General features: G+C 58.1%; 22 protein-coding genes. 10 read left to right on the top strand and 12 right to left on the bottom strand.

All coding sequences use genetic code 11. From position 1 onward, the window contains the following. Window positions 1-42: 42 nt before the first annotated feature. Window positions 43-501, top strand: coding sequence for an Lrp/AsnC family transcriptional regulator (locus I9182_RS14195; protein ID WP_209506641.1), 459 nt, complete (start codon window positions 43-45; stop codon window positions 499-501). A gap of 3 nt (window positions 502-504) precedes the next feature. Here I9182_RS14195 and I9182_RS20620 read toward each other — a convergent pair whose 3' ends face one another. Next, the gene (locus I9182_RS20620) at window positions 505-1,344 is read right to left on the bottom strand and encodes a CPBP family intramembrane glutamic endopeptidase (protein ID WP_209598697.1); all 840 of its coding nucleotides are present in this window, start codon (window positions 1,342-1,344) and stop codon (window positions 505-507) included. 273 nt (window positions 1,345-1,617) lie between these two features. Here I9182_RS20620 and ppk2 point away from each other — a divergent pair, with 273 nt between their 5' ends. Beyond that, the gene (gene ppk2 / locus I9182_RS14185) at window positions 1,618-2,535 is read left to right on the top strand and encodes a polyphosphate kinase 2 (protein ID WP_209506639.1); all 918 of its coding nucleotides are present in this window, start codon (window positions 1,618-1,620) and stop codon (window positions 2,533-2,535) included. Window positions 2,536-2,583: 48 nt separating this feature from the next. On the opposite strand, the gene I9182_RS14180 is transcribed toward ppk2, so the two are convergent. Together I9182_RS14180 and rpsU are read right to left on the bottom strand one after the other, a co-directional pair. Next, complete coding sequence (locus tag I9182_RS14180; RefSeq protein ID WP_209598696.1) at window positions 2,584-3,669, bottom strand: CAP domain-containing protein; 1,086 nt, start codon at window positions 3,667-3,669, stop codon at window positions 2,584-2,586. 297 nt (window positions 3,670-3,966) lie between these two features. Continuing rightward, window positions 3,967-4,173, bottom strand: a complete 207-nt coding sequence (gene rpsU, locus I9182_RS14175; protein WP_005614280.1) for a 30S ribosomal protein S21 — start codon at window positions 4,171-4,173, stop codon at window positions 3,967-3,969. A 111-nt stretch (window positions 4,174-4,284) separates the two neighbouring features. Here rpsU and I9182_RS14170 point away from each other — a divergent pair, with 111 nt between their 5' ends. After that, window positions 4,285-4,977 carry a COQ9 family protein gene (locus I9182_RS14170; protein ID WP_209598695.1) on the top strand — a complete coding sequence of 231 codons (693 nt, stop codon included), beginning with the start codon at window positions 4,285-4,287 and terminating at the stop codon, window positions 4,975-4,977. A 61-nt stretch (window positions 4,978-5,038) separates the two neighbouring features. After that, on the top strand, window positions 5,039-6,025 hold the full coding sequence (locus I9182_RS14165; protein ID WP_209598694.1) for an NAD(P)H-quinone oxidoreductase: 987 nt from the start codon (window positions 5,039-5,041) through the stop codon (window positions 6,023-6,025). A gap of 30 nt (window positions 6,026-6,055) precedes the next feature. Here I9182_RS14165 and I9182_RS14160 read toward each other — a convergent pair whose 3' ends face one another. Then, window positions 6,056-6,913, bottom strand: a complete 858-nt coding sequence (locus tag I9182_RS14160; protein ID WP_209598693.1) for a DUF2189 domain-containing protein — start codon at window positions 6,911-6,913, stop codon at window positions 6,056-6,058. Between the two features lie 193 nt (window positions 6,914-7,106). On the opposite strand from I9182_RS14160, the gene I9182_RS14155 reads away from it, so the two are divergent. Further along, window positions 7,107-8,090, top strand: coding sequence for a quinone oxidoreductase (locus tag I9182_RS14155; RefSeq protein WP_209506634.1), 984 nt, complete (start codon window positions 7,107-7,109; stop codon window positions 8,088-8,090). Window positions 8,091-8,216: 126 nt separating this feature from the next. Here I9182_RS14155 and I9182_RS14150 read toward each other — a convergent pair whose 3' ends face one another. From I9182_RS14150 to I9182_RS14115, 8 genes are all read right to left on the bottom strand, one after another. Then, complete coding sequence (locus tag I9182_RS14150) at window positions 8,217-8,693, bottom strand: YHS domain-containing (seleno)protein (protein ID WP_209598692.1); 477 nt, start codon at window positions 8,691-8,693, stop codon at window positions 8,217-8,219. Window positions 8,694-8,885: 192 nt separating this feature from the next. Then, on the bottom strand, window positions 8,886-9,155 hold the full coding sequence (locus I9182_RS14145) for a hypothetical protein (RefSeq protein ID WP_209598691.1): 270 nt from the start codon (window positions 9,153-9,155) through the stop codon (window positions 8,886-8,888). Next, window positions 9,152-9,757: a glycerol-3-phosphate 1-O-acyltransferase PlsY gene (gene plsY, locus I9182_RS14140; protein ID WP_209506631.1), complete on the bottom strand. Its 606-nt coding sequence runs from the start codon at window positions 9,755-9,757 to the stop codon at window positions 9,152-9,154. Before plsY ends, I9182_RS14145 begins: the two co-directional genes overlap by 4 nt. Then, entirely contained in the window at window positions 9,757-11,037 is a 1,281-nt protein-coding gene (gene pyrC, locus I9182_RS14135) for a dihydroorotase (RefSeq protein ID WP_209598690.1), read from the bottom strand. The genes plsY and pyrC overlap by 1 nt, the downstream gene beginning before the upstream one ends. Further along, window positions 11,034-11,420, bottom strand: coding sequence for a hypothetical protein (locus tag I9182_RS14130; RefSeq protein ID WP_209598689.1), 387 nt, complete (start codon window positions 11,418-11,420; stop codon window positions 11,034-11,036). Before I9182_RS14130 ends, pyrC begins: the two co-directional genes overlap by 4 nt. Continuing rightward, window positions 11,405-11,923 (bottom strand): hypothetical protein, encoded by a 519-nt coding sequence (locus I9182_RS14125; RefSeq protein ID WP_209598688.1) that lies wholly within the window; start codon window positions 11,921-11,923, stop codon window positions 11,405-11,407. The genes I9182_RS14130 and I9182_RS14125 overlap by 16 nt, the downstream gene beginning before the upstream one ends. Next, window positions 11,920-12,855: an aspartate carbamoyltransferase catalytic subunit gene (locus I9182_RS14120; RefSeq protein WP_209598687.1), complete on the bottom strand. Its 936-nt coding sequence runs from the start codon at window positions 12,853-12,855 to the stop codon at window positions 11,920-11,922. The genes I9182_RS14125 and I9182_RS14120 overlap by 4 nt, the downstream gene beginning before the upstream one ends. A gap of 59 nt (window positions 12,856-12,914) precedes the next feature. After that, window positions 12,915-13,517 (bottom strand): scavenger receptor class F, member 2, encoded by a 603-nt coding sequence (locus tag I9182_RS14115; RefSeq protein WP_245222645.1) that lies wholly within the window; start codon window positions 13,515-13,517, stop codon window positions 12,915-12,917. A 95-nt stretch (window positions 13,518-13,612) separates the two neighbouring features. Between I9182_RS14115 and I9182_RS14110 the strand changes: the two genes are divergently transcribed. The 5 genes from I9182_RS14110 (at window position 13,613) to I9182_RS14090 (ending at window position 17,697) form a co-directional block, all read left to right on the top strand. After that, window positions 13,613-14,380 carry a uracil-DNA glycosylase gene (locus tag I9182_RS14110; RefSeq protein WP_209598685.1) on the top strand — a complete coding sequence of 256 codons (768 nt, stop codon included), beginning with the start codon at window positions 13,613-13,615 and terminating at the stop codon, window positions 14,378-14,380. Further along, complete coding sequence (locus I9182_RS14105) at window positions 14,377-14,976, top strand: metallophosphoesterase family protein (protein ID WP_209598684.1); 600 nt, start codon at window positions 14,377-14,379, stop codon at window positions 14,974-14,976. The genes I9182_RS14110 and I9182_RS14105 overlap by 4 nt, the downstream gene beginning before the upstream one ends. Continuing rightward, window positions 14,973-15,593: a LysE family translocator gene (locus I9182_RS14100; protein WP_209598683.1), complete on the top strand. Its 621-nt coding sequence runs from the start codon at window positions 14,973-14,975 to the stop codon at window positions 15,591-15,593. Before I9182_RS14105 ends, I9182_RS14100 begins: the two co-directional genes overlap by 4 nt. A 6-nt stretch (window positions 15,594-15,599) precedes the next feature. Further along, the gene (gene moaB, locus I9182_RS14095) at window positions 15,600-16,142 is read left to right on the top strand and encodes a molybdenum cofactor biosynthesis protein B (protein WP_209506621.1); all 543 of its coding nucleotides are present in this window, start codon (window positions 15,600-15,602) and stop codon (window positions 16,140-16,142) included. Window positions 16,143-16,248: 106 nt separating this feature from the next. Beyond that, the gene (locus I9182_RS14090; RefSeq protein ID WP_209598682.1) at window positions 16,249-17,697 is read left to right on the top strand and encodes an HlyD family efflux transporter periplasmic adaptor subunit; all 1,449 of its coding nucleotides are present in this window, start codon (window positions 16,249-16,251) and stop codon (window positions 17,695-17,697) included.

Here is a 17,697-nt window from a genome sequence, read left to right as displayed (position 1 = left end):
ATTTCCCGTACTATTCGAAAAACTCGCAAAGGAATTGCAGGAATGAGCCTGGACACGACTGATCGAAAGATTCTGGCCGCACTTCAAAAGAATGGCCGGATGTCGAATTCGGAACTGTCTGAACAGGTCAACCTGTCTCCGTCTGCGTGCCACCGCCGCGTTCAACGGTTGGAGGTTGACGGCTATATCCGCAACTACGTGGCTCTGCTGGATGCGCGGAAAATGAACGTGCCTACCACCGTCTTTGTCGAGATCACGTTACAAGGTCAGGCCGAAGAGGTTCTGGATGTTTTCGAAAAGGCGGTGGCCCGAATACCGGATGTGCTGGAGTGTCACCTGATGGCCGGCACCGCAGACTACATTCTGAAGGTCGTGGCTGAAAACACAGAAGATTTCGCGCGCATCCACCGGCAATACCTGTCGCGCTTGCCGGGGGTGGCGCAGATGCAAAGTTCATTTGCTTTGCGTACCGTGTTCAAGACCACGGCCTTGCCGGTCTGACAGTCATACCGGGCCGGGATAGGTGAACAGCAGCAGGTGGGTCAGATTGAACCCGAAATGCATCGCAACAGGCACCCAGAGCCGACGAGTTGCATAATATCCCAACCCGCACCCCAGCCCGAGAAGGGATGCAAAGCCCACAAGCGCGGGTCCTCCGCTGATATGCGCCAATCCAAACAGCAGGCTGGCGGCGATCAGACCGCCTGTTACCCCAAGGCGCGAGGTTATGGCAGATTGCAAGTAGCCGCGAAAGAACGCCTCTTCCGTAAGACAAGTCAGAAACAAGTTGGACAGGCAAAAAACCAGCCACCAATTAGGGGCTGAGAGGTCCACGCGCACCGCGCCCAGCGATAGACCCAGCAGAAACAGGCCGGGCAAAATCATCAAACCCGCTGACAAAGGCCTTATTCTGGTCTGGATTGCGCCGTTCAGCATTCCGGGCCAAGCAAGAAGAACGGCAAAGAAGACCATGGGTTTGTCCAAGTTCAGATGCAGTGTGAAACTTGCGCTGGAGACACTTGCCTGCACTTGATCCAGCAGTTTCAAATTGTTGAACCCTGGCAACAGATGCGCCCCCAATGCCAGGCACCACAGGATCAACAGAGTATGCCCCGCGAAGGCGAGCAGACCATTCTGGCGTGGCAGGAAGAAGGCCACGATCAGACCAAGCGCCACCGCCACGATTGCTGTCGGTGACATCAGCCCGGTAACCAAGGCGACGCTGACGAACAGAACCAGTAGGGCAATCGCAAGTCCGGTTCGTCGCACCATGGCCGCGACTTGCGCTGTGATCAGGATCAGCCAGGGCCAGGTGACCGGCAATGTCGAAAAGAAGAATGTCACGGCGCTCTCGTCCAAATTGTGGACCCAGTCATGCCGCACAAAAACAAGGCAATGCAAGCAACCTGAAAGCACGCGACTGACGCCTTGTGACAATTCTTGTGCTTGTATCCTTTGGGCCAGACGTACACATTCGGGTAAAAGACCATATACCCGTCCAGACCCTGATTTCCGATAGAGACTGCTGCAACAGATCGGCTTCAATTTATCTGATGACATCAGGCGGTTACACAGACCCGATATGGTTCGAACCCGAAGACTGAGAAGGAGCTGATCTTGGCTTACGAAAACGATGGGGGCACCAAGAACTGGCTTGAGGCCGAATTGGAAGACACGCTGGACGAAGATTTCGAGATCGAGTTCAGCGAGCCTATGCTGTCGATGGAAGTCCGCAAAATCTATCGGGACCAGCACCCTGAAATGCTGGATCGCAAAGTCTATTTCCGAAACCTGCTGCGGTTGCAGGCCGAGTTGATCAAGGTGCAGGATTGGGTTCAGCACACTGGTGCCAAGGTTTGTATCCTGTTTGAAGGCCGTGACAGTGCAGGCAAGGGAGGCGTGATCAAACGGATCACGCAGCGTCTGAACCCCCGTGTCGCCCGTGTGGTGGCTCTGCCAGCGCCCAGTCGCCGCGAGCAAAGCCAATGGTACTTTCAACGCTACGTGCCGCATCTGCCTGCCGCGGGTGAAATCGTCTTGTTCGACCGCTCGTGGTACAACCGGGCGGGGGTTGAACGGGTGATGGGCTTTGCATCCGAGGATCAGGTCGAACAGTTCTTTCAGGACGTTCCCGAATTTGAACGGATGCTGGTGCGGTCAGGGATCATTCTGCTGAAATACTGGTTTTCGATCACGGATGAAGAGCAGCAATTGCGGTTCCTCATGCGTATTCACGACCCGATGAAACAGTGGAAACTGTCACCGATGGATCTTGAATCCCGTATTCGCTGGGAGGCGTACACGAAGGCCAAGGAAGACATGTTGTTCCGCACCAACATACCCGAAGCTCCGTGGTATATCGTTGAGGGCAATGACAAGAAACGCGAACGTCTGAATTGTATTGAGCATCTGTTGACAAGAATCCCCTACGAAGACGTGCCACAGGAAAAGGTCAATTTGCCGGACCGGCGGTACAATCCTGAATACGAGCGGCGGGTATTGCCAGACGAGCTTTACGTTCCAAAGATTTACTGAGCAACGCATGCGAGGCCGGCAGGGCCGACCTCGCACAATTTCAAGTGATCAGGCTGCATCCATCATGCAGTCATGGGTGAAGATATTGATCATGAAGACATCGCAGCCATCGTCTTCGGCTGTTTGGGTGTCGACAGGCTCAATCTCGGTCTCCGGAGTGGTATCTATGGCTGGCATGATATCGACGTCGTCATTATTGCCTGCCACATCAGTGCCGTCATTCATGTCGTCGCGCCAATCAAACTCGTCAAACTGCGCTTGCAGGTTTTCAAGGAAGCTGGCGATTTCATCCAGGAAGGCTTGAACATCGAAGCAGAAGGCTTCCGGCTCACTATCATCGACGACTTCGGTATCGGGCGTTTCAGGTTGCGGGTCCTCGGTTTCGGTGACGTCAGTATCCGGCGCTTCAGGTTCCGGTTCTTCCGTCTCGGTGACGTCAGTGTCCGGTGTCTCGGGTGTTGGTTCCTCAGTGCCGGGGGTTTCAGGTTCCGGGTCTTCAGTCTCAGTGACATCGGTGTCAGGTGTCTCGGGCGTCGGTTCCCCGGTTTCTGGGGTCTCAGTTCCGGGCTCTTCGGTCTCGGTGACGTCAGTATCCGGGGTTTCGGTTTTCGGTTCCTCGGGCTCGGCAACCTCGTCCGGTGTTGTCGGGGGAACGGGCGGGGCGTTTGTATTGCCGTTGTCCAGCATGACAGCCGCGTCGGTTGCGGCGAAGTTTTGCGTGACCATCACCGCATCGAAGCCCTGCATGTCACCGGTTTCGATCCCGATCCCGACATACTTGAAATCCGGGTTCAGGATATTGGCGCGGTGACCCGGACTGTTCATCAGGTTTTGATGCAACTGGACGACATCGTCGCTGATACCCGGCGCGCCGCGTTCGGATTGCCATGCGATGTTTTCCCCGGTGCGCCAGCTTCCTTCAAGATCGAACCCCGCGTTTTGCATCCGCTGGGTTGCGCTGGAACCGCCTGAACCGGTGTGGCTGAAGGTATCTGTATTCAGCATCCAGGTGCTGTGATCTTCGGACGAGTCGTTCAGCTGCGTTTCAAGTTGCAGCGGGTTGAGACCGCGGGATGTGCGCTCTTGGTTTATCAGCGCCAGCATCTCGCGTTCGTATGTACTTGCAGTCGACATATTTGCCTCCGTTTGTGTTTGTGTCCTTGCGGACAGGCTCACTTAGAGGCGGGGAAGTCGGGGGTGATAGAGGGCAGCGCAATTCAGGCGAGTTTTGGCGGCCCGATGCTGCCGGAACGAGATTCGCTGCGCTGCAAAGCGCCGGGCAAAACACTGCCTGTACGGAAATGGCAGCTTGCCGCACAACCTTAACCACGAGTCGGCGGATTGTATCCGAGCCCTGAAACGACAAACCCCCGGGCCATGCCTCGGGGGTCGTCAAATAGTGTCATCCAAAGCTGGACGAAATCAAAGATCTTAAAGCAGACCTTCGCGCTGGGCTTTCTTGCGCGCCAGTTTACGGGCACGGCGAATCGCTTCAGCTTTCTCACGCGCTTTTTTCTCGGACGGTTTCTCGAAATGTTGCTTGAGCTTCATTTCACGGAACACGCCTTCGCGCTGCAGCTTTTTCTTCAGGGCACGAAGCGCCTGATCGACGTTATTGTCGCGAACACTAACCTGCATGTGGTTGTCACCACCTTTCTAGATAGAGTTGCAAGGAAATTGCAGGAGTTGGCCGTATAGCAAAGCCGCCCTAACTTGTCTAGTACTGGGCCTGACAACCGGAGAACCGTCATGACCACCACATATGAAGATGCAAAACGGCAGCTTTTGGACGCGATGCTGAACCATGTTCCTTTCGACGGCTGGTCGGAAACAAGCTTTCGCGCCTCGGTTTCCGATTGTGGGCTGGATGACGGTTTGGCACGTGCAATCTGCCCGCGCGGGGCGGTTGATCTGGCACTGGCCTTTCATGCGCGCGGCGATCAGGTGATGCTGGACCGCCTCAGGTCCGAGGACATGAGCGGGCTAAAATTTCGCGACAAGATTGCCGCCGCGGTCCGGTTCCGGTTGCAAGCCGTTGAAGACAAAGAGCTGGTGCGCCGGGGCATGACGCTGTTTTCCCTGCCAGCATATGCGGCCGATGGGGCCAAGGCCTTATGGCAGACCTGTGACCTGATCTGGGACGCGCTGGGCGATACATCGGACGATGTGAACTGGTACACCAAACGGGCAACCTTATCGGGGGTCTATTCCTCGACCTTGCTGTTCTGGCTGGGCGATGACAGCCCGGACCATCAGCGCACCTGGGAGTTTCTGGATCGCCGGATCGCAAATGTCATGGAGTTCGAAAAGCTCAAGGCTCAGGTGCGTGACAACCCGGTGTTGAAACCCTTTCTTGCAGTTCCGAACTGGCTGGCGGGTCAGGTGAGGGCGCCGTCCAAGATGCAGGGTGATCTGCCTGGAGTGTTGAACCCACGAAAGTAACACGTCTTGGTGCTGGGCCTTGCCTCTGATGCCTGTTAGGCATTGGGCAAAGGAGGTGCCTATGACCCAGATGATGCGTGCTGTTGAGATCACTCAACCGGGTGGTCCCGATGTATTGCAGCTGACCGAACGCCCTTTCCCTAAGCCGGGGGCCGGACAGGTTGTATTGAAAGTGGCCTATGCCGGGGTGAACCGCCCTGACGCTTTGCAACGCGCGGGCGCGTACGATCCGCCGCAGGGTGCCAGCGACCTGCCGGGGCTTGAGGCTTCGGGCGAAGTGGTCTCGGTCGGTGCGGGGGTCGAAGGACTGTCTGTCGGCGATCAGGTCTGCGCACTGCTGCCGGGCGGAGGATATGCGGAATACGTTTCGACCCCAGCGGCCCATTGTTTGCCAGTGCCTGCAGGTATGGGAATGAAAGAGGCAGCGTGTCTGCCCGAGACATTCTTTACAGTCTGGTCCAACGTGTTCATGCGTGGCGGGTTGAAGGCAGGTGAACGCTTTTTGGTTCACGGTGGGTCCAGTGGGATTGGTACGACGGCCATCCAACTGGCCAATGCCTTTGGCGCCCGCGTTTTTGCCACCGCAGGGTCGGATGAAAAATGTCAAGCTTGCGTCAAGCTGGGTGCGGAAAAGGCGATCAACTATCGCGACGAGGATTTCGTAGCAGCCATGCGCGCCGAAGGTGGGGCAAACCTGATCCTTGATATGGTCGGCGGTGATTACATCCCCCGCAACGTCAAGGCCCTGGCCGAAGATGGGCGGCTGGTGCAAATCGCGTTTCTGCAAGGGCCTGTGGTCGAGCTGAACTTTGCTCTGATGATGGTCAAGCGCCTGACCCTGACCGGCAGCACCTTGCGCCCACAAAGTGATCTGGCCAAGGCGCAAATCGCGCAGGACCTGCGCGAAGCTGTCTGGCCTCTGTTGGATGCTGGAAAAGTTGCGCCCGTGATGGACAGCGAGTTTGATCTGACCGAGGCCGCCGCAGCCCACGCGCGCATGGAAAGCTCGGGCCATATTGGCAAGATTGTTCTGAAGATCGCGGGTTGAGTTTAGAATGCGCGGGCGTGTCCCGCGCGTTCACGCAACGGCGCGGCGATACAGATGCCACGTGGCATGACCCAGAACGGGCATCACCACGATAAGACCCAGCAGCAGCGGTAAAGCCCCCAGAAACAATAGCACTGCCACGATGAATCCCCAGGTGAGAATGACTGCGGGGTTGTGACGCAGCACCCTGAACGATGTCACAACGGCAACCGGCAGGCCCACTTTGCGGTCCAGCAGCAAGGGAAAACTGACGACGCTAATCGCCAAAGCGCAAAGGGCAAAAACAAACCCAACTGCGGTTCCGACAATGACCATCGTCCAGCCCGCAGAGGTCGTGAACACCTGCGTGGCAAATACGCTGAGCGACGCAGGAACCTCGGGGCCCATCGTGTAGGCGTGAATGCTTTGCGCAACCATCAGCCAAAGCAGCAGCAGCATCACAAGGTAAAACCCCAAAACGAGAATTGCTCCAAATGACGGCGAGCGGAATACACCAAATGCGTCCAGCCAGTGAACCTCGCTGCCCTTTTCACGCTTACGGCTGATCTCATAGAGGCCCACGGCCGCAACAGGCCCGATCAGCGCAAAGCCTGCGACCAGAGGGGCCAGAAGCGGAACCAGATTGGCATTCAGGGCAAAGCCGAACATCAAAAGCCCGGCGATCGGATAAACCAGGACAATGAATACGACATCCGCTCGGGTTTCGAGAAAATCCTGATACCCCGCCCTCAGGCAGGCCCGTAGGTCTTGCAGGGTCAAGGTCTGCACCATTGGCACTTGCGTTGGATCTGCACTGCCAAGTTGCGAGACGCTTTCGGTGACGTGGTCACTTGTGGCGCCCAGAGCCTGGGCTGCCCAGCTGATCGGATTTCCGATTGTCTTAGCCATTTCTTCACCCTTCCCTGGCGAGACTTGCGCCGCGGAACGGATCCGGCATTCAGTTGCCCGTGGCCGGTCCAACCGGCAACGCCATACCTCAGTATAACATAAATTTGCGAAATCTGGATCAATACTCCGGCATCGGACGGATTGCCCTGTGTCACAGTCATGTTAGCTTGATGGCAGGCAAGAGGAGATCAGGATGCAGCAAACAGCGAAAACGGTTGTGATTCATGAATTTGGTGGGCCTGAGGTTCTGCGGATCGAAGACAGGCCAGTGGGCGACCCCGGTCCGGGTGAGATACGTATTCGGCATCAGGCCTGCGGGTTGAACTTCATCGACGTATATCAACGCACCGGCCTGTATCCCCTTGATCTTCCACATGCTTTAGGCATGGAAGCGGCGGGAACCGTTGAAGCGGTTGGGGAAGGGGTGACCCACCTTCAACCGGGGCAGCGGGCCGCTTACGCCGCAGCACCGCCCGGTGCATATTGCGAGGCGCGCGTGATGCCCGCTGCGCAGGTTTGCCCGCTGCCGGATGGCATCACATTCGAAGCCGGCGCAGCGATGATGCTGAAAGGTCTGACGGTTGAGTACCTTTTTCACCGGACCACACCATTGAAACGGGGCGATACGGTCCTGTTCCACGCGGCAGCTGGCGGGGTCGGGTTGATTGCATGTCAATGGGCTAAATCCGAAGGCATCACCTTGATCGGAACGGCGGGGAGTGACGAAAAATGCAGCCTTGCCCGGTTTAACGGGGCCGCGCATTGCATCAATTACAGGTCCGAGAATTTCGCCGAACGCGTGGCTGAGATTACAAAGGGTCAAGGCGTAGACGTGGTGATGGACTCGGTCGGGGCGGACACATTCGAAGGATCACTGGATTGCCTGAAACCGCTGGGCATGATGATTTCCTTCGGCAACGCCTCGGGCCCGGTTCCACCGTTCAACCTTGGAGTTCTGGGCCAGAAAGGTTCGCTCAAGATCACCCGGCCCACGTTGTTTACACATATCGCGGACCATGCGGTGTGTCAGGCAATGTCGCGTCGCCTGTTTGGCAAAGTCGAGGGGGGTGAGGTCAAAATCCATGTCGATCAGCGCTTTGCCTTGGATCAGGTTGCTGATGCGCATCGCGCGCTTGAGGCGCGGCAAACGACCGGCAGCACAATTCTGGACCTGTAACGCGGTACTGAAACGCCATTGCCCTTAGAATTGGGATACTTGATGCGCCGGATGGGCAGGACAAGAGGTCTTCAATGACATACGGCGGCGGAAAAACCGCCGCCGCTGTGCCTGAAAAATCGGGTTTTACTGCGTTTGCAGCTCTGCCGGGGATTTTTCAGCAATCGTTTCCCAGTTTGCACTCGCGCTTTCGATGAAACCCGGGATGTCGCCTTCCCAGCGCTCCTGAATGTCTTTGGACAGGTTCAGATACAGCTTGTTGTCAACGATCTTCCAGTGGTTCGGGTCTCCGTCGAATTTAAAGCCCATGGCCGCGCCGAAGGCACAATAGCCGCCATATGCAGGCAGGTACGCTTCGGGGTTGGCTTCAAAGGCAGCTTTGTTTTCTTCCGACGAGAAACGGTACAGGGCCTCATCATGCAACGCAGTAATGCGGTAATCGCCTTTTGTCGCTTCGCCAGCGGTGAAGTACGCCACCGGATCATAACCCTGCATGGCCAGACCGGTCGAGCTTGCGTTGATTTCGACGCCAGCCGCCAGTGCGGAAGTTGCCAACGTAACAGACAGTGCCACGCCACTGATCAGAGATTTAAACTTGTTCATTGCTTCACCTTTCGTGAAATGAGCCCGTTCAGCACCGCAATAATTGCCGCCGTAAGGCCCAGATTGTTGTCCTGTGTGGCCCGTAATTGACCGTCACGATAGCGATTTGGGAAGCGGGCTGATCACGTTCAAAACAATGATTTGTGATTGTGCGCAGGTGATAGAGCCACTGTTCTTTTTTGCCGAGCCACCTCAGGCGTCCGGCTTTAAGTTCAGAACAAAAGCGATAACTTTGTTTGCGGGCATTTCGCAGGGTCGCAGCAACGCGCCGCTTCCCATGGTCTGATACAGATTCAGGCTGATATAGTCGGTTCCGCCTAGCTCGTGCGCGACCAGCTTGTGGGATTTACCACCCGCCATTAGTTGACGCACAACAACATAGCGCCGGCCGCCGAAGGTTCCGGTGAAACTGCCCAAGGGCAGTGCAAAAAGCGCAGACAGAAACGCGTCTGACGCGGTCACGGTTTTCCGATTCTGGGTTCCGTTCCGGCCTTGATCCGCGCAACGTTCGAGCTGTGCCGCCAGTAGACAAGAAGTGTCAGAATTATCCCAAGGATAAATGTAGTCCCGTTTGTCAGCAACAGCACCCAGGTTGTGGAAAGCGCAGCGGCTGCCAGTGCACCAACCGAGGATATCCGCCAGATTGCCGCCGCGACCAGCCAGGTAAGGCAGCAGGCAACACCGACGCGCCAGTCGAGCGCCAGCCAAAGCCCCAGGAAGGTCGCCACGCCCTTGCCGCCCTTGAAGCCCAGCCAAACCGGAAAGCAATGGCCCAGAAACGCCAAAAGTGCAGCAACCTGGGCCGCATCTTCACCCGCATAGGCACGCGCAATCAGAACGGCTGCCGCGCCCTTGCCTGCGTCAAACAGCAGGGTCAGCGCCGCAGCGGTCTTGTTGCCGGTACGCAGGACGTTGGTTGCTCCGATATTGCCGGAACCGATCTCGCGCAGATTTCCCAACCCCATGAACTTGGCCAGCAACAGGCCGAAGGGAATAGAGCCCATCAGATATCCAACCACCGCCCATTGGAGCAGTTCGCTAGTTGAGTTGTCGATTGGGGGCATCAGGGTCTCCGGAACACTTCATTACCTGCTACATAGGTCGAAATGACCTTACCTTGCATCCGCTGGCCGTCAAATGGAGTGTTCTGAGATTTTGATTTTAGTGCAAACCGATCAAGCACAAAAGGCACATCCGGGTCGAACAGAACCAGATCCGCTGGTGCGCCTTGCGACAGGCGACCGGTGTCCAGGCCAAGCCGTTTGGCCGGGTTGAGGGCCATGGCCCGAAACAGCGTCGGCAGATCCAGCTGGCCTGCGTGGTACAGGCGCAAGGCCGCGGGCAGAAGCGTTTCCAGCGCGACTGCACCCGAGGCCGCTTCTTCAAACGGCAGGCGTTTGCTTTCTTCGTCCTGAGGGGTGTGCATCGAGCTGATGATATCGATCAGCCCGGTGCGAACGGCTTCGATAACCGCCTGCCTGTCATCTTCTGATCGCAGCGGCGGCTTGACCTTAAAGAAGGTGCGATAGTCGGCCACGTCAAGCTCGTTCAACGTCAGGTGGTGGATCGACGTCCCTGCGGTTATATCCAACCCATTGCGCTTGGCGCGCTCCAGTGCAGGCAGCGCACGGGCCGTGGTGATCTGGTCGGCGTGATAGGCGGCGCCGGTCATCTCCAGCAGGGCAATGTCGCGGTCCAGCCCCATCCGCTCTGCCATCGATGATACTGCGGGCAGGCCGCGCAATGCCGCAAACTTGCCGCTGGTCGCTGAGGCCCCGGCGCTCAGCCCCGGCTCTTGCGGGTGGGCTATCACAAGCGCGCCACAGGACTTCGCATAGGTCAGGGCGCGGGAAAACACCTTGGTATTGGTGATGACGTGATCGCAATCGGTGAAGGCGATCGCGCCCGCGTCCATCAGAAACCCGATTTCAGTCATCTCGCGCCCTTCGCGTCCTTTGGTCAGGGCAGCCATCGGCAGAACATTGACTGGCGCATCGGCCTGCGCCCGGCGTGTCGCGAATTCCAGCGTTTCCGGTGTGTCGACTGCTGGCAGAGTATCCGGTCGGGTGACAATCGTCGTGACACCACCAGCCGCGGCAGCAAGTCCTGCTGACCGATAGCTTTCCTTATGACGTTCACCGGGTTCACAGACCTTGACGCCAATATCGATGATACCAGGGGCGAGGCACTTGCCGTTGCAATCTACGATATGCCCCTCAGTACTCGGCGCGCTTCCTTCGCCTCGGGCGCTAATCCGGCCATCGTTCACCTGCAACCAGCCAGTAGACTCTGTTCCGGCTTCGGGATCGATCAGGCGTGCGTTGGTGAAAAGAACGGTAATCATGGAACAGCCCTTTCGATGGCAGCCTTCGTGGCGGCGGGATCGGCCTGATACTTGATCAGGTGTTTGTCGCCGCCCTTGGTAACGACTTGTACGAAACTGCCCATGGTTTTGACCGCCTCGACCTGATTCAACGGTACTTTGCGTGGGCCGGGACCGGTCAACAAAGTTTCGGTCATCTCCCAGTTAGCGGCCAGTTCTTCCGATGCCAGATACCACGCGCGGATGCCAATTGCGGCGAGGCCGGCAGGTGCTCCGGTCCAGACATAAGGGTTGCCGGTCAACCACAACACAGCCATTGCACCGGCCATGGCAGCCGCCGCAAGCCATGCATTGGTGCGGATATACGCGCCCTTGTCCGGGGCAAAGACTACAGGATCAGCCACAGAATCCCTCCGGTGATCAAAAGTGCTACCAATGCCATAACAGCCGAGCCTATGCGGAGCGGTTTGTTGTCAACCGGCGCGGTTTGCGGGGCCGAGAAAGGCTTGGCGCTTTCTGTTTCGATCGTTCCGCCGGTCCAATTGGTCGCCTCTTCCGTGAAAAGACCAATCATGTGAAGCCGGGGATCGGGTTCAAGGGTCGTGGCCCGGTTTTTGAACGCCGCGCTGCGCAGAACCATGACCCATCCGTCGATCAGCGCCAGCGCGGCACGGTCCAACTGATCTTCTGACACGCCGCACCCTTCGTTCAGATAGCCGTAAAGCCCAAGTTCTTCGAGGTCGGATACCGGAAAGATGTCGATGTGCTCGGGGTCCAGCCCGTCGACGCCAAGCACCTGTTCGGCAGCCCCCGGTTCGCGCAGGAACTTCGCCTCTTCCGGGCGCATGTCCAGCGTCAACAGGCGCAGGACGCCGCGTTCATGAGGGGCGACGGTCAGATTGCTCATGCAACCTCGCGCAGGTTTCGGGCCAGAAGGTCCATGGCGGCCATGCGGACAGCGACCCCCATCTCCACCTGCTCCTGTATGACGGATCGATTGATGTCATCAGCCAGGGTTCCGTCGATCTCAACCCCCCGGTTCATCGGGCCGGGGTGCATGACGATGGCATCGGGCTTGGCCAGTGCCAGCTTTTCCACGTTCAGGCCATAACGGTGGTAGTATTCGCGCTCTGACGGGATGAAGCCCCCATCCATTCGTTCTTTCTGAAGGCGCAGCATCATGACCACATCGACGTCTTTGAGGCCTTCGTTCATGTCGTCATATACCTCGGCCCCGAACTCGGCGAATTGCGACGGCACGAGTGTGGGCGGGCCGATCAGACGAATGCGGTTTTCCATCTTCCCCAGCAGGATCAGGTTGGAGCGTGCAACACGGGAGTGCGCGACATCGCCGCAAATGGCGATGTTCAGACGGTGCAGGCGACCTTTTGCGCGGCGGATCGTCAGCGCGTCCAGCAAAGCTTGTGTCGGATGTTCATGCCGCCCGTCGCCCGCGTTCAACACGGCACAGTTGACTTTTTGCGCCAGCAGATCGACCGCGCCCGAATGCGGGTGACGCACCACCAAAAGGTCGGGATGCATCGCGTTCAGGGTCAGCGCAGTGTCGATCAACGTCTCACCCTTTTTGATCGAACTGGCCTGCATCGCCATGTTCATCACGTCCGCGCCCAGACGCTTGCCAGCCAGCTCGAAGCTTGCCTGCGTTCGGGTCGAGTTTTCAAAGAACATGTTGATCTGGGTCAGCCCCGACAGAACGTCCGAATGCTTGGTCGACTGGCGGTTCATGTCGACATAGGTTTCGGCCAGATCGAGAATTTCGGTGATATCGGATTGCGACAGATGCTCGATGCCAAGAAGGTGACGATGGGCGAAACGCATGGGCGGGCTCCTGTCTGACAATCGGGCCGCTTATAGAAAGCCACGCGGGGCAAAGCAACCTAAGGATCAGAACCCTCTGGCAGTTTTTCGCAGCCACCCTCTGGCAGGCATTGTTCACCCGGTTTGCACCATTTGCCGTATCCGCAGTCGATGGCTTTGATCGGCACGCAACCCTGATGGGCCGAGCATTTGAATCCCGGACGGCACTGCGAGCCTGTTTCCTCGCACAGGAACCATCCCGGACGGGAACACCCCCCGCCCGGCAAGCAGGACGAGCCGCGCGCGCAGGTGCGGCCATCCTCGCATATCGTGGGAGGGGCCGAACCCGGATCTGGTATGGTCCGTTCACATTCGCCGCGCCCATTGCAAAAACTGTCACCGGGGCAATCCAGACGCGATGTGCATTTGTTCGCGCCTGCGGGTGCACAACGCGCTCCTCCCGCCACGCAGCGTTCAAACGGGCCGCAACTGCGCCCGCCACCGCAATAGGTGCCGCCCAGCGGTATGCAATGCCCATCAAAGCTGCATCTTTGACCACCTGAACAACAGGTGGTGCCGCATTTGAACTGGCCCGCACGGCATTGGCCCTGTGCGTCGTGGAACGTCGCCAATACCGGATCGCAGGTAAGCACCAGCCCAAGCCCGATCAGGAGGATTCGCAAGGTTCTGAGCATCGTGCCCTGATGGTCGGCGCGACAGAGCGACCAATCAAGCCCAATTCGCTTTCCATCAGCCCTCAGGCGGGTAAATTATCCATATGGAATCGGGCTTGGACTATTACTCTGCACGGGCCTTGCTGGAATGGCAGGTCGAACTGGGCGTGACCGAGGCAATCGGGGACGCTCCGGTTGATCGATATTCGGTGCCGGATATGTCACCAAAGCCCAAGAAGGCAGAGGTTGCGGCAGCCATCCCGTCAAAGCCCGGACAGGCCGACCCGGTAATGGTTGCGCAAGCAGCAGCCAAGGGGGCGGGGTCACTGGATCAGCTGCGCGATGCGATGGAAGCTTTTGATCACTGCGAGCTGAAGCGCGGGGCGCGGCAGTTGGTTTTTGCTGATGGAACGCCCGGTGCCCGGGTGATGATCATCGGTGAGGCACCGGGCCGCGACGAAGACCGCGAGGGCAAACCCTTTGTCGGGCGCGCAGGCCAGTTGCTGGATCGCATGCTGGCTGCGATTGATCTGGATCGCCGACAGAACGTCTATATCACTAACGTGCTGCCATGGCGGCCCCCACAGAACCGTGACCCAAAGCCCGAAGAAATCGGGATGATGAAGCCGTTTCTGGAACGTCACGTGGCGCTGGCCCGGCCCGAGATTCTGGTGGTGATGGGCAATATCAGCTGTCAGGCTGTTCTGGGCAAACGCGGGATTACCCGATTGCGCGGCCAGTGGGATCAGGCGATGGGCCTGCCTGTGATCCTGATGTTTCATCCAGCTTATTTGCTGCGCCAGCCGCAAATGAAGCGGCAGGCTTGGGCTGATCTGCTGGAGTTGAAAGCCCGGCTGCGAGGTGAGTCATGAAGGTCTTGGCGTTTTCCGATCTTCATATGGCGCGCAACCGCGCCGCTGATCTGGTAGCCGCCAGCGCTGATGCCGACCTGGTCATCGGCGCAGGGGACTATTGCAACATGCGGCAGGGTCTGGATGAGGCGATGCAAATGCTTTCGGGCGTTTCAGCGCCGCTGGTCCTGATACCCGGGAATGCAGAAAGCGCAGAGGATCTGGGCAAAGCTGTGCCCGAGGGTGTGCATGTTCTGCATGGAACGGGAATGACAGTGGATGGATTGCGCCTGTTCGGGCTTGGCTACGGTGTTCCACCCACACCGTTTGGTGATTGGTCCTGTGATCTGACCGAAGGTGAGGCCGCCGAACTGCTGGCGCGCTGCGGCGGAGCAGATATTCTGATTTCGCACTCGCCGCCCAAGGGTCATGGGGATGTGACCTCGCAGGGCATGGCTGTTGGTTCGGTCGCTGTTCGAAACGCGATCGAGCGGATACAGCCTCGTTTCACGTTTTGCGGCCATATTCACGACAGCTGGGGATATCGCGGCTCGATCGGTCGCACCCGGATCGCCAACCTTGGTCCCAAGGTAAACTGGTTCGAGGTCGCCGTATGATTGAGTTGGTAACGCTGCTGGCCTTCATTCCCGCTGCGCTGGCGCTGAACCTGACACCGGGCGCGGATATGATGTTCTGTTTCGGCCAGGGTTTGCGATCAGGTCCGCACGCAGCAATTGCCGCAAGTGCCGGGATTTCCGCGGGTGGAATGATACAGGTCCTTCTGGCTGGGCTGGGCCTTGGCGCGGCGGTTGCGACCTTGCCATGGCTGTTTGATGTCATTCGCTGGGTTGGTGTTGCATACCTGCTGTACTTGGCCTGGGGTGCCGTTCGAAATGGCGCAGTGTCAGCCGAGGCACCCGTTAAACCGACCCGGTTGTCTTTTCGGGACGGGATGCTTGTCAATCTGACGAACCCCAAGGTTATTCTGTTCGTTCTTGCCTTTATCCCGCAGTTTGTAGACCCGTCGCGGGGATCGGTCCTGGTGCAGTTTTTGGTCTTCGGTGCAATCATAGGCATCGGCGGGTTCGTGGTGAACGGGCTGGTTGGTGTATTCGCCGGAAGCGCGGGGCGTCATCTGGTCTCGAATCCGCGCGCTTCACGTATTCTGGGCTGGATTACAGGGGGTATTTTTTCGGCCCTTGCGGTCCGGCTTGCCATCCTGGAAAGGGCCTGACACCACATGTCGCGCATTGACGAAACCATGGAGTTCATCCCGGTTAAGATCGCCGTACTGACTGTCTCGGATACCAGATCGCTGGAAGAGGACCGCTCGGGTCAGACATTGGTGGACCGGATCGAAAAGGCGGGCCATGTCGTCGCGGATCGGAGAATAATTCGGGACGAGCGCAAACAGATCGTAGATCAGTTGCGCGCGTGGGTGGCGGATGAACAGATCGACGTCGTGATTTCGACCGGCGGTACGGGTCTGACCGGGCGCGATGTCACCGTCGAGGCGCATCGCGATGTTTATGAAAAAGAGATCGAAGCCTTTGGCACCGTCTTCACGATCATCTCGATGGAGAAGATTGGAACTTCCGCAGTGCAATCGCGGGCGACGGGGGGCGTTGCCGGGGGGACATATCTGTTCGCCTTGCCCGGCAGCCCGGGGGCCTGCAAGGATGCGTGGGACGGTATTTTGGAAAAACAGTTCGATTATCGCCATCGCCCGTGCAATTTTGTGGAAATAATGCCCAGATTGGACGAACATCTGCGACGGAAGTAGACTGGTCATACGTTCCATTCCGTATAACCGCCTTGTGGCTTGGCATATTTCCTGATCCAGCTACATGTTGTGGACGGCAGCGTGGTGCAACCGGGGTAACTGATCGATGCGATTTCTGCGGCATAGTCTTGTCGGTGTTTTTCTGGCGTTTCTGGCGCTGGCTTTGTTGTTCGTTGCTGCACAGATGATCGTTGGGGCCGTTCAGGAGGCTTTGACGCGTGAGGGCGCAACACCGCCAGCACGAGAAAGGGTCTTTGCTGTTGCAGTTCGGCCTGCCGAGGCGGAAACCGTAACCCCATATCTTGAAGCTTTCGGAGAGGTTCAAAGCCGCCGCAGGCTGGAGCTGCGCGCGGCGCTCGGCGGTCGCGTTGTCGCGCTGGCCGAAGATTTTGAAGATGGTGGAATTGTTGAGGCTGGCGAAGTGCTGGTCGAACTGGATCCGGCAGATGCACAATCCGCGCTGGATCGGGCCAAGTCTGATCTCTTGGACGCTCAGTTTGAAGAGCGCGATGCAGAACGCTCATTGCTGCTGGCGCAGGACGAGCTTAAATCGGCCGAGGCTCAGGCGGAACTGCGGCAAAGGGCGTTGCAACGCCAACGGGATCTGGAATCACGGGGCGTGGGGGCCGCCGCCAGCGTGGAAGAGGCCGAACTGGCCGCCGCATCGTCGCAACAGGCCGTTCTGGCGCGGCGTATTGTGCTGGCACAGGCTGAATCCCGTGTGGATCAGGCATCAACCCTGTTGGCCAGAGCCATGATTGCACTGGAAGCCGCGGAACGCGATCTGGGCGACATGACAATCCGGGCAGGCTTTGGCGGCACTTTAACGGATGTGACGCTTGTGGAAGGGCGGCTGGTTTCGGCAAATGAAAAGCTGGCCGAACTGGTCGATTCCAACGACCTTGAGGTGGCATTTCGGGTGTCGACTGCGCAATATGTGCGGCTTCTCGATGGCGGTGATCGTCTGATCAATGCGCCGGTCACAATATCGCTTGAAGTGACAGGCGCCGATCTGACTGCGATTGGCCAGATTAGTCGCGACAGCGGGTCTGCCGGTGAAGGCCAGACCGGGCGGTTGATCTATGCCCGCTTGCAAGAGGCATCTGGGTTCAAACCCGGGGATTTCGTTACGGTCTCTGTTCAGGAGCAACCTCTTGCCGGAGTTTACCGGTTGCCGTCCTCGGTCCTTGATGCATCTGGAACAGTTCTTGTGCTTGGTCCTGACGATCGATTGGAAAGCCTGCCGGTTCAGCTGATCCGTCGCCAGGGGGACGAAGTTCTGCTGCGGGGCGACGGATTGGAAGGGCGAGAGGTTGTCGTCGGGCGAACCCCCCTGCTTGGGTCGGGCGTGCGGGTGCGGCCCCTGCGACTTGAGGCGGGTGCAGACCCCGGAATGGTCGAGCTGACGGACGAGAAACGAGCCGAACTTGTAGCTCAAGTCGAAGCGAACAGTGCGATGCCTCCGAAGGAAAAGACGCAGGTTCTAACCCGGCTGCGCGAAGCTCGTGTGCCGACATCTTTGGTGCGCAGTATTGAAACCAGGGCTGGGGGATAA

The sequence above is a fragment of the Ruegeria sp. HKCCSP351 genome (assembly GCF_017872535.1).
Taxonomy (GTDB): domain Bacteria; phylum Pseudomonadota; class Alphaproteobacteria; order Rhodobacterales; family Rhodobacteraceae; genus Ruegeria.
The sequence above is the reverse complement of the archived record's forward strand: the minus strand, read 5'-3'. Positions and strand labels throughout refer to the sequence as shown.

Coding starts and splice junctions, on each gene's coding strand:
- moaB (WP_209506621.1), top strand. CDS start 15,600: ATGTCGCGCATTGACGAAACCATGGAGTTCATCCCGGTTAAGATCGCC.
- I9182_RS14180 (WP_209598696.1), bottom strand. CDS start 3,669: ATGTCGACTGCAAGTACATACGAACGCGAGATGCTGGCGCTGATAAAC.
- I9182_RS14165 (WP_209598694.1), top strand. CDS start 5,039: ATGACCCAGATGATGCGTGCTGTTGAGATCACTCAACCGGGTGGTCCC.
- I9182_RS14110 (WP_209598685.1), top strand. CDS start 13,613: ATGGAATCGGGCTTGGACTATTACTCTGCACGGGCCTTGCTGGAATGG.
- I9182_RS14170 (WP_209598695.1), top strand. CDS start 4,285: ATGACCACCACATATGAAGATGCAAAACGGCAGCTTTTGGACGCGATG.
- I9182_RS14120 (WP_209598687.1), bottom strand. CDS start 12,855: ATGCGTTTCGCCCATCGTCACCTTCTTGGCATCGAGCATCTGTCGCAA.
- I9182_RS14125 (WP_209598688.1), bottom strand. CDS start 11,923: ATGAGCAATCTGACCGTCGCCCCTCATGAACGCGGCGTCCTGCGCCTG.
- rpsU (WP_005614280.1), bottom strand. CDS start 4,173: ATGCAGGTTAGTGTTCGCGACAATAACGTCGATCAGGCGCTTCGTGCC.
- plsY (WP_209506631.1), bottom strand. CDS start 9,757: ATGCCCCCAATCGACAACTCAACTAGCGAACTGCTCCAATGGGCGGTG.
- I9182_RS14090 (WP_209598682.1), top strand. CDS start 16,249: ATGCGATTTCTGCGGCATAGTCTTGTCGGTGTTTTTCTGGCGTTTCTG.
- I9182_RS14155 (WP_209506634.1), top strand. CDS start 7,107: ATGCAGCAAACAGCGAAAACGGTTGTGATTCATGAATTTGGTGGGCCT.
- I9182_RS14105 (WP_209598684.1), top strand. CDS start 14,377: ATGAAGGTCTTGGCGTTTTCCGATCTTCATATGGCGCGCAACCGCGCC.
- I9182_RS14100 (WP_209598683.1), top strand. CDS start 14,973: ATGATTGAGTTGGTAACGCTGCTGGCCTTCATTCCCGCTGCGCTGGCG.
- I9182_RS14195 (WP_209506641.1), top strand. CDS start 43: ATGAGCCTGGACACGACTGATCGAAAGATTCTGGCCGCACTTCAAAAG.
- I9182_RS14150 (WP_209598692.1), bottom strand. CDS start 8,693: ATGAACAAGTTTAAATCTCTGATCAGTGGCGTGGCACTGTCTGTTACG.
- I9182_RS14160 (WP_209598693.1), bottom strand. CDS start 6,913: ATGGCTAAGACAATCGGAAATCCGATCAGCTGGGCAGCCCAGGCTCTG.
- pyrC (WP_209598690.1), bottom strand. CDS start 11,037: ATGATTACCGTTCTTTTCACCAACGCACGCCTGATCGATCCCGAAGCC.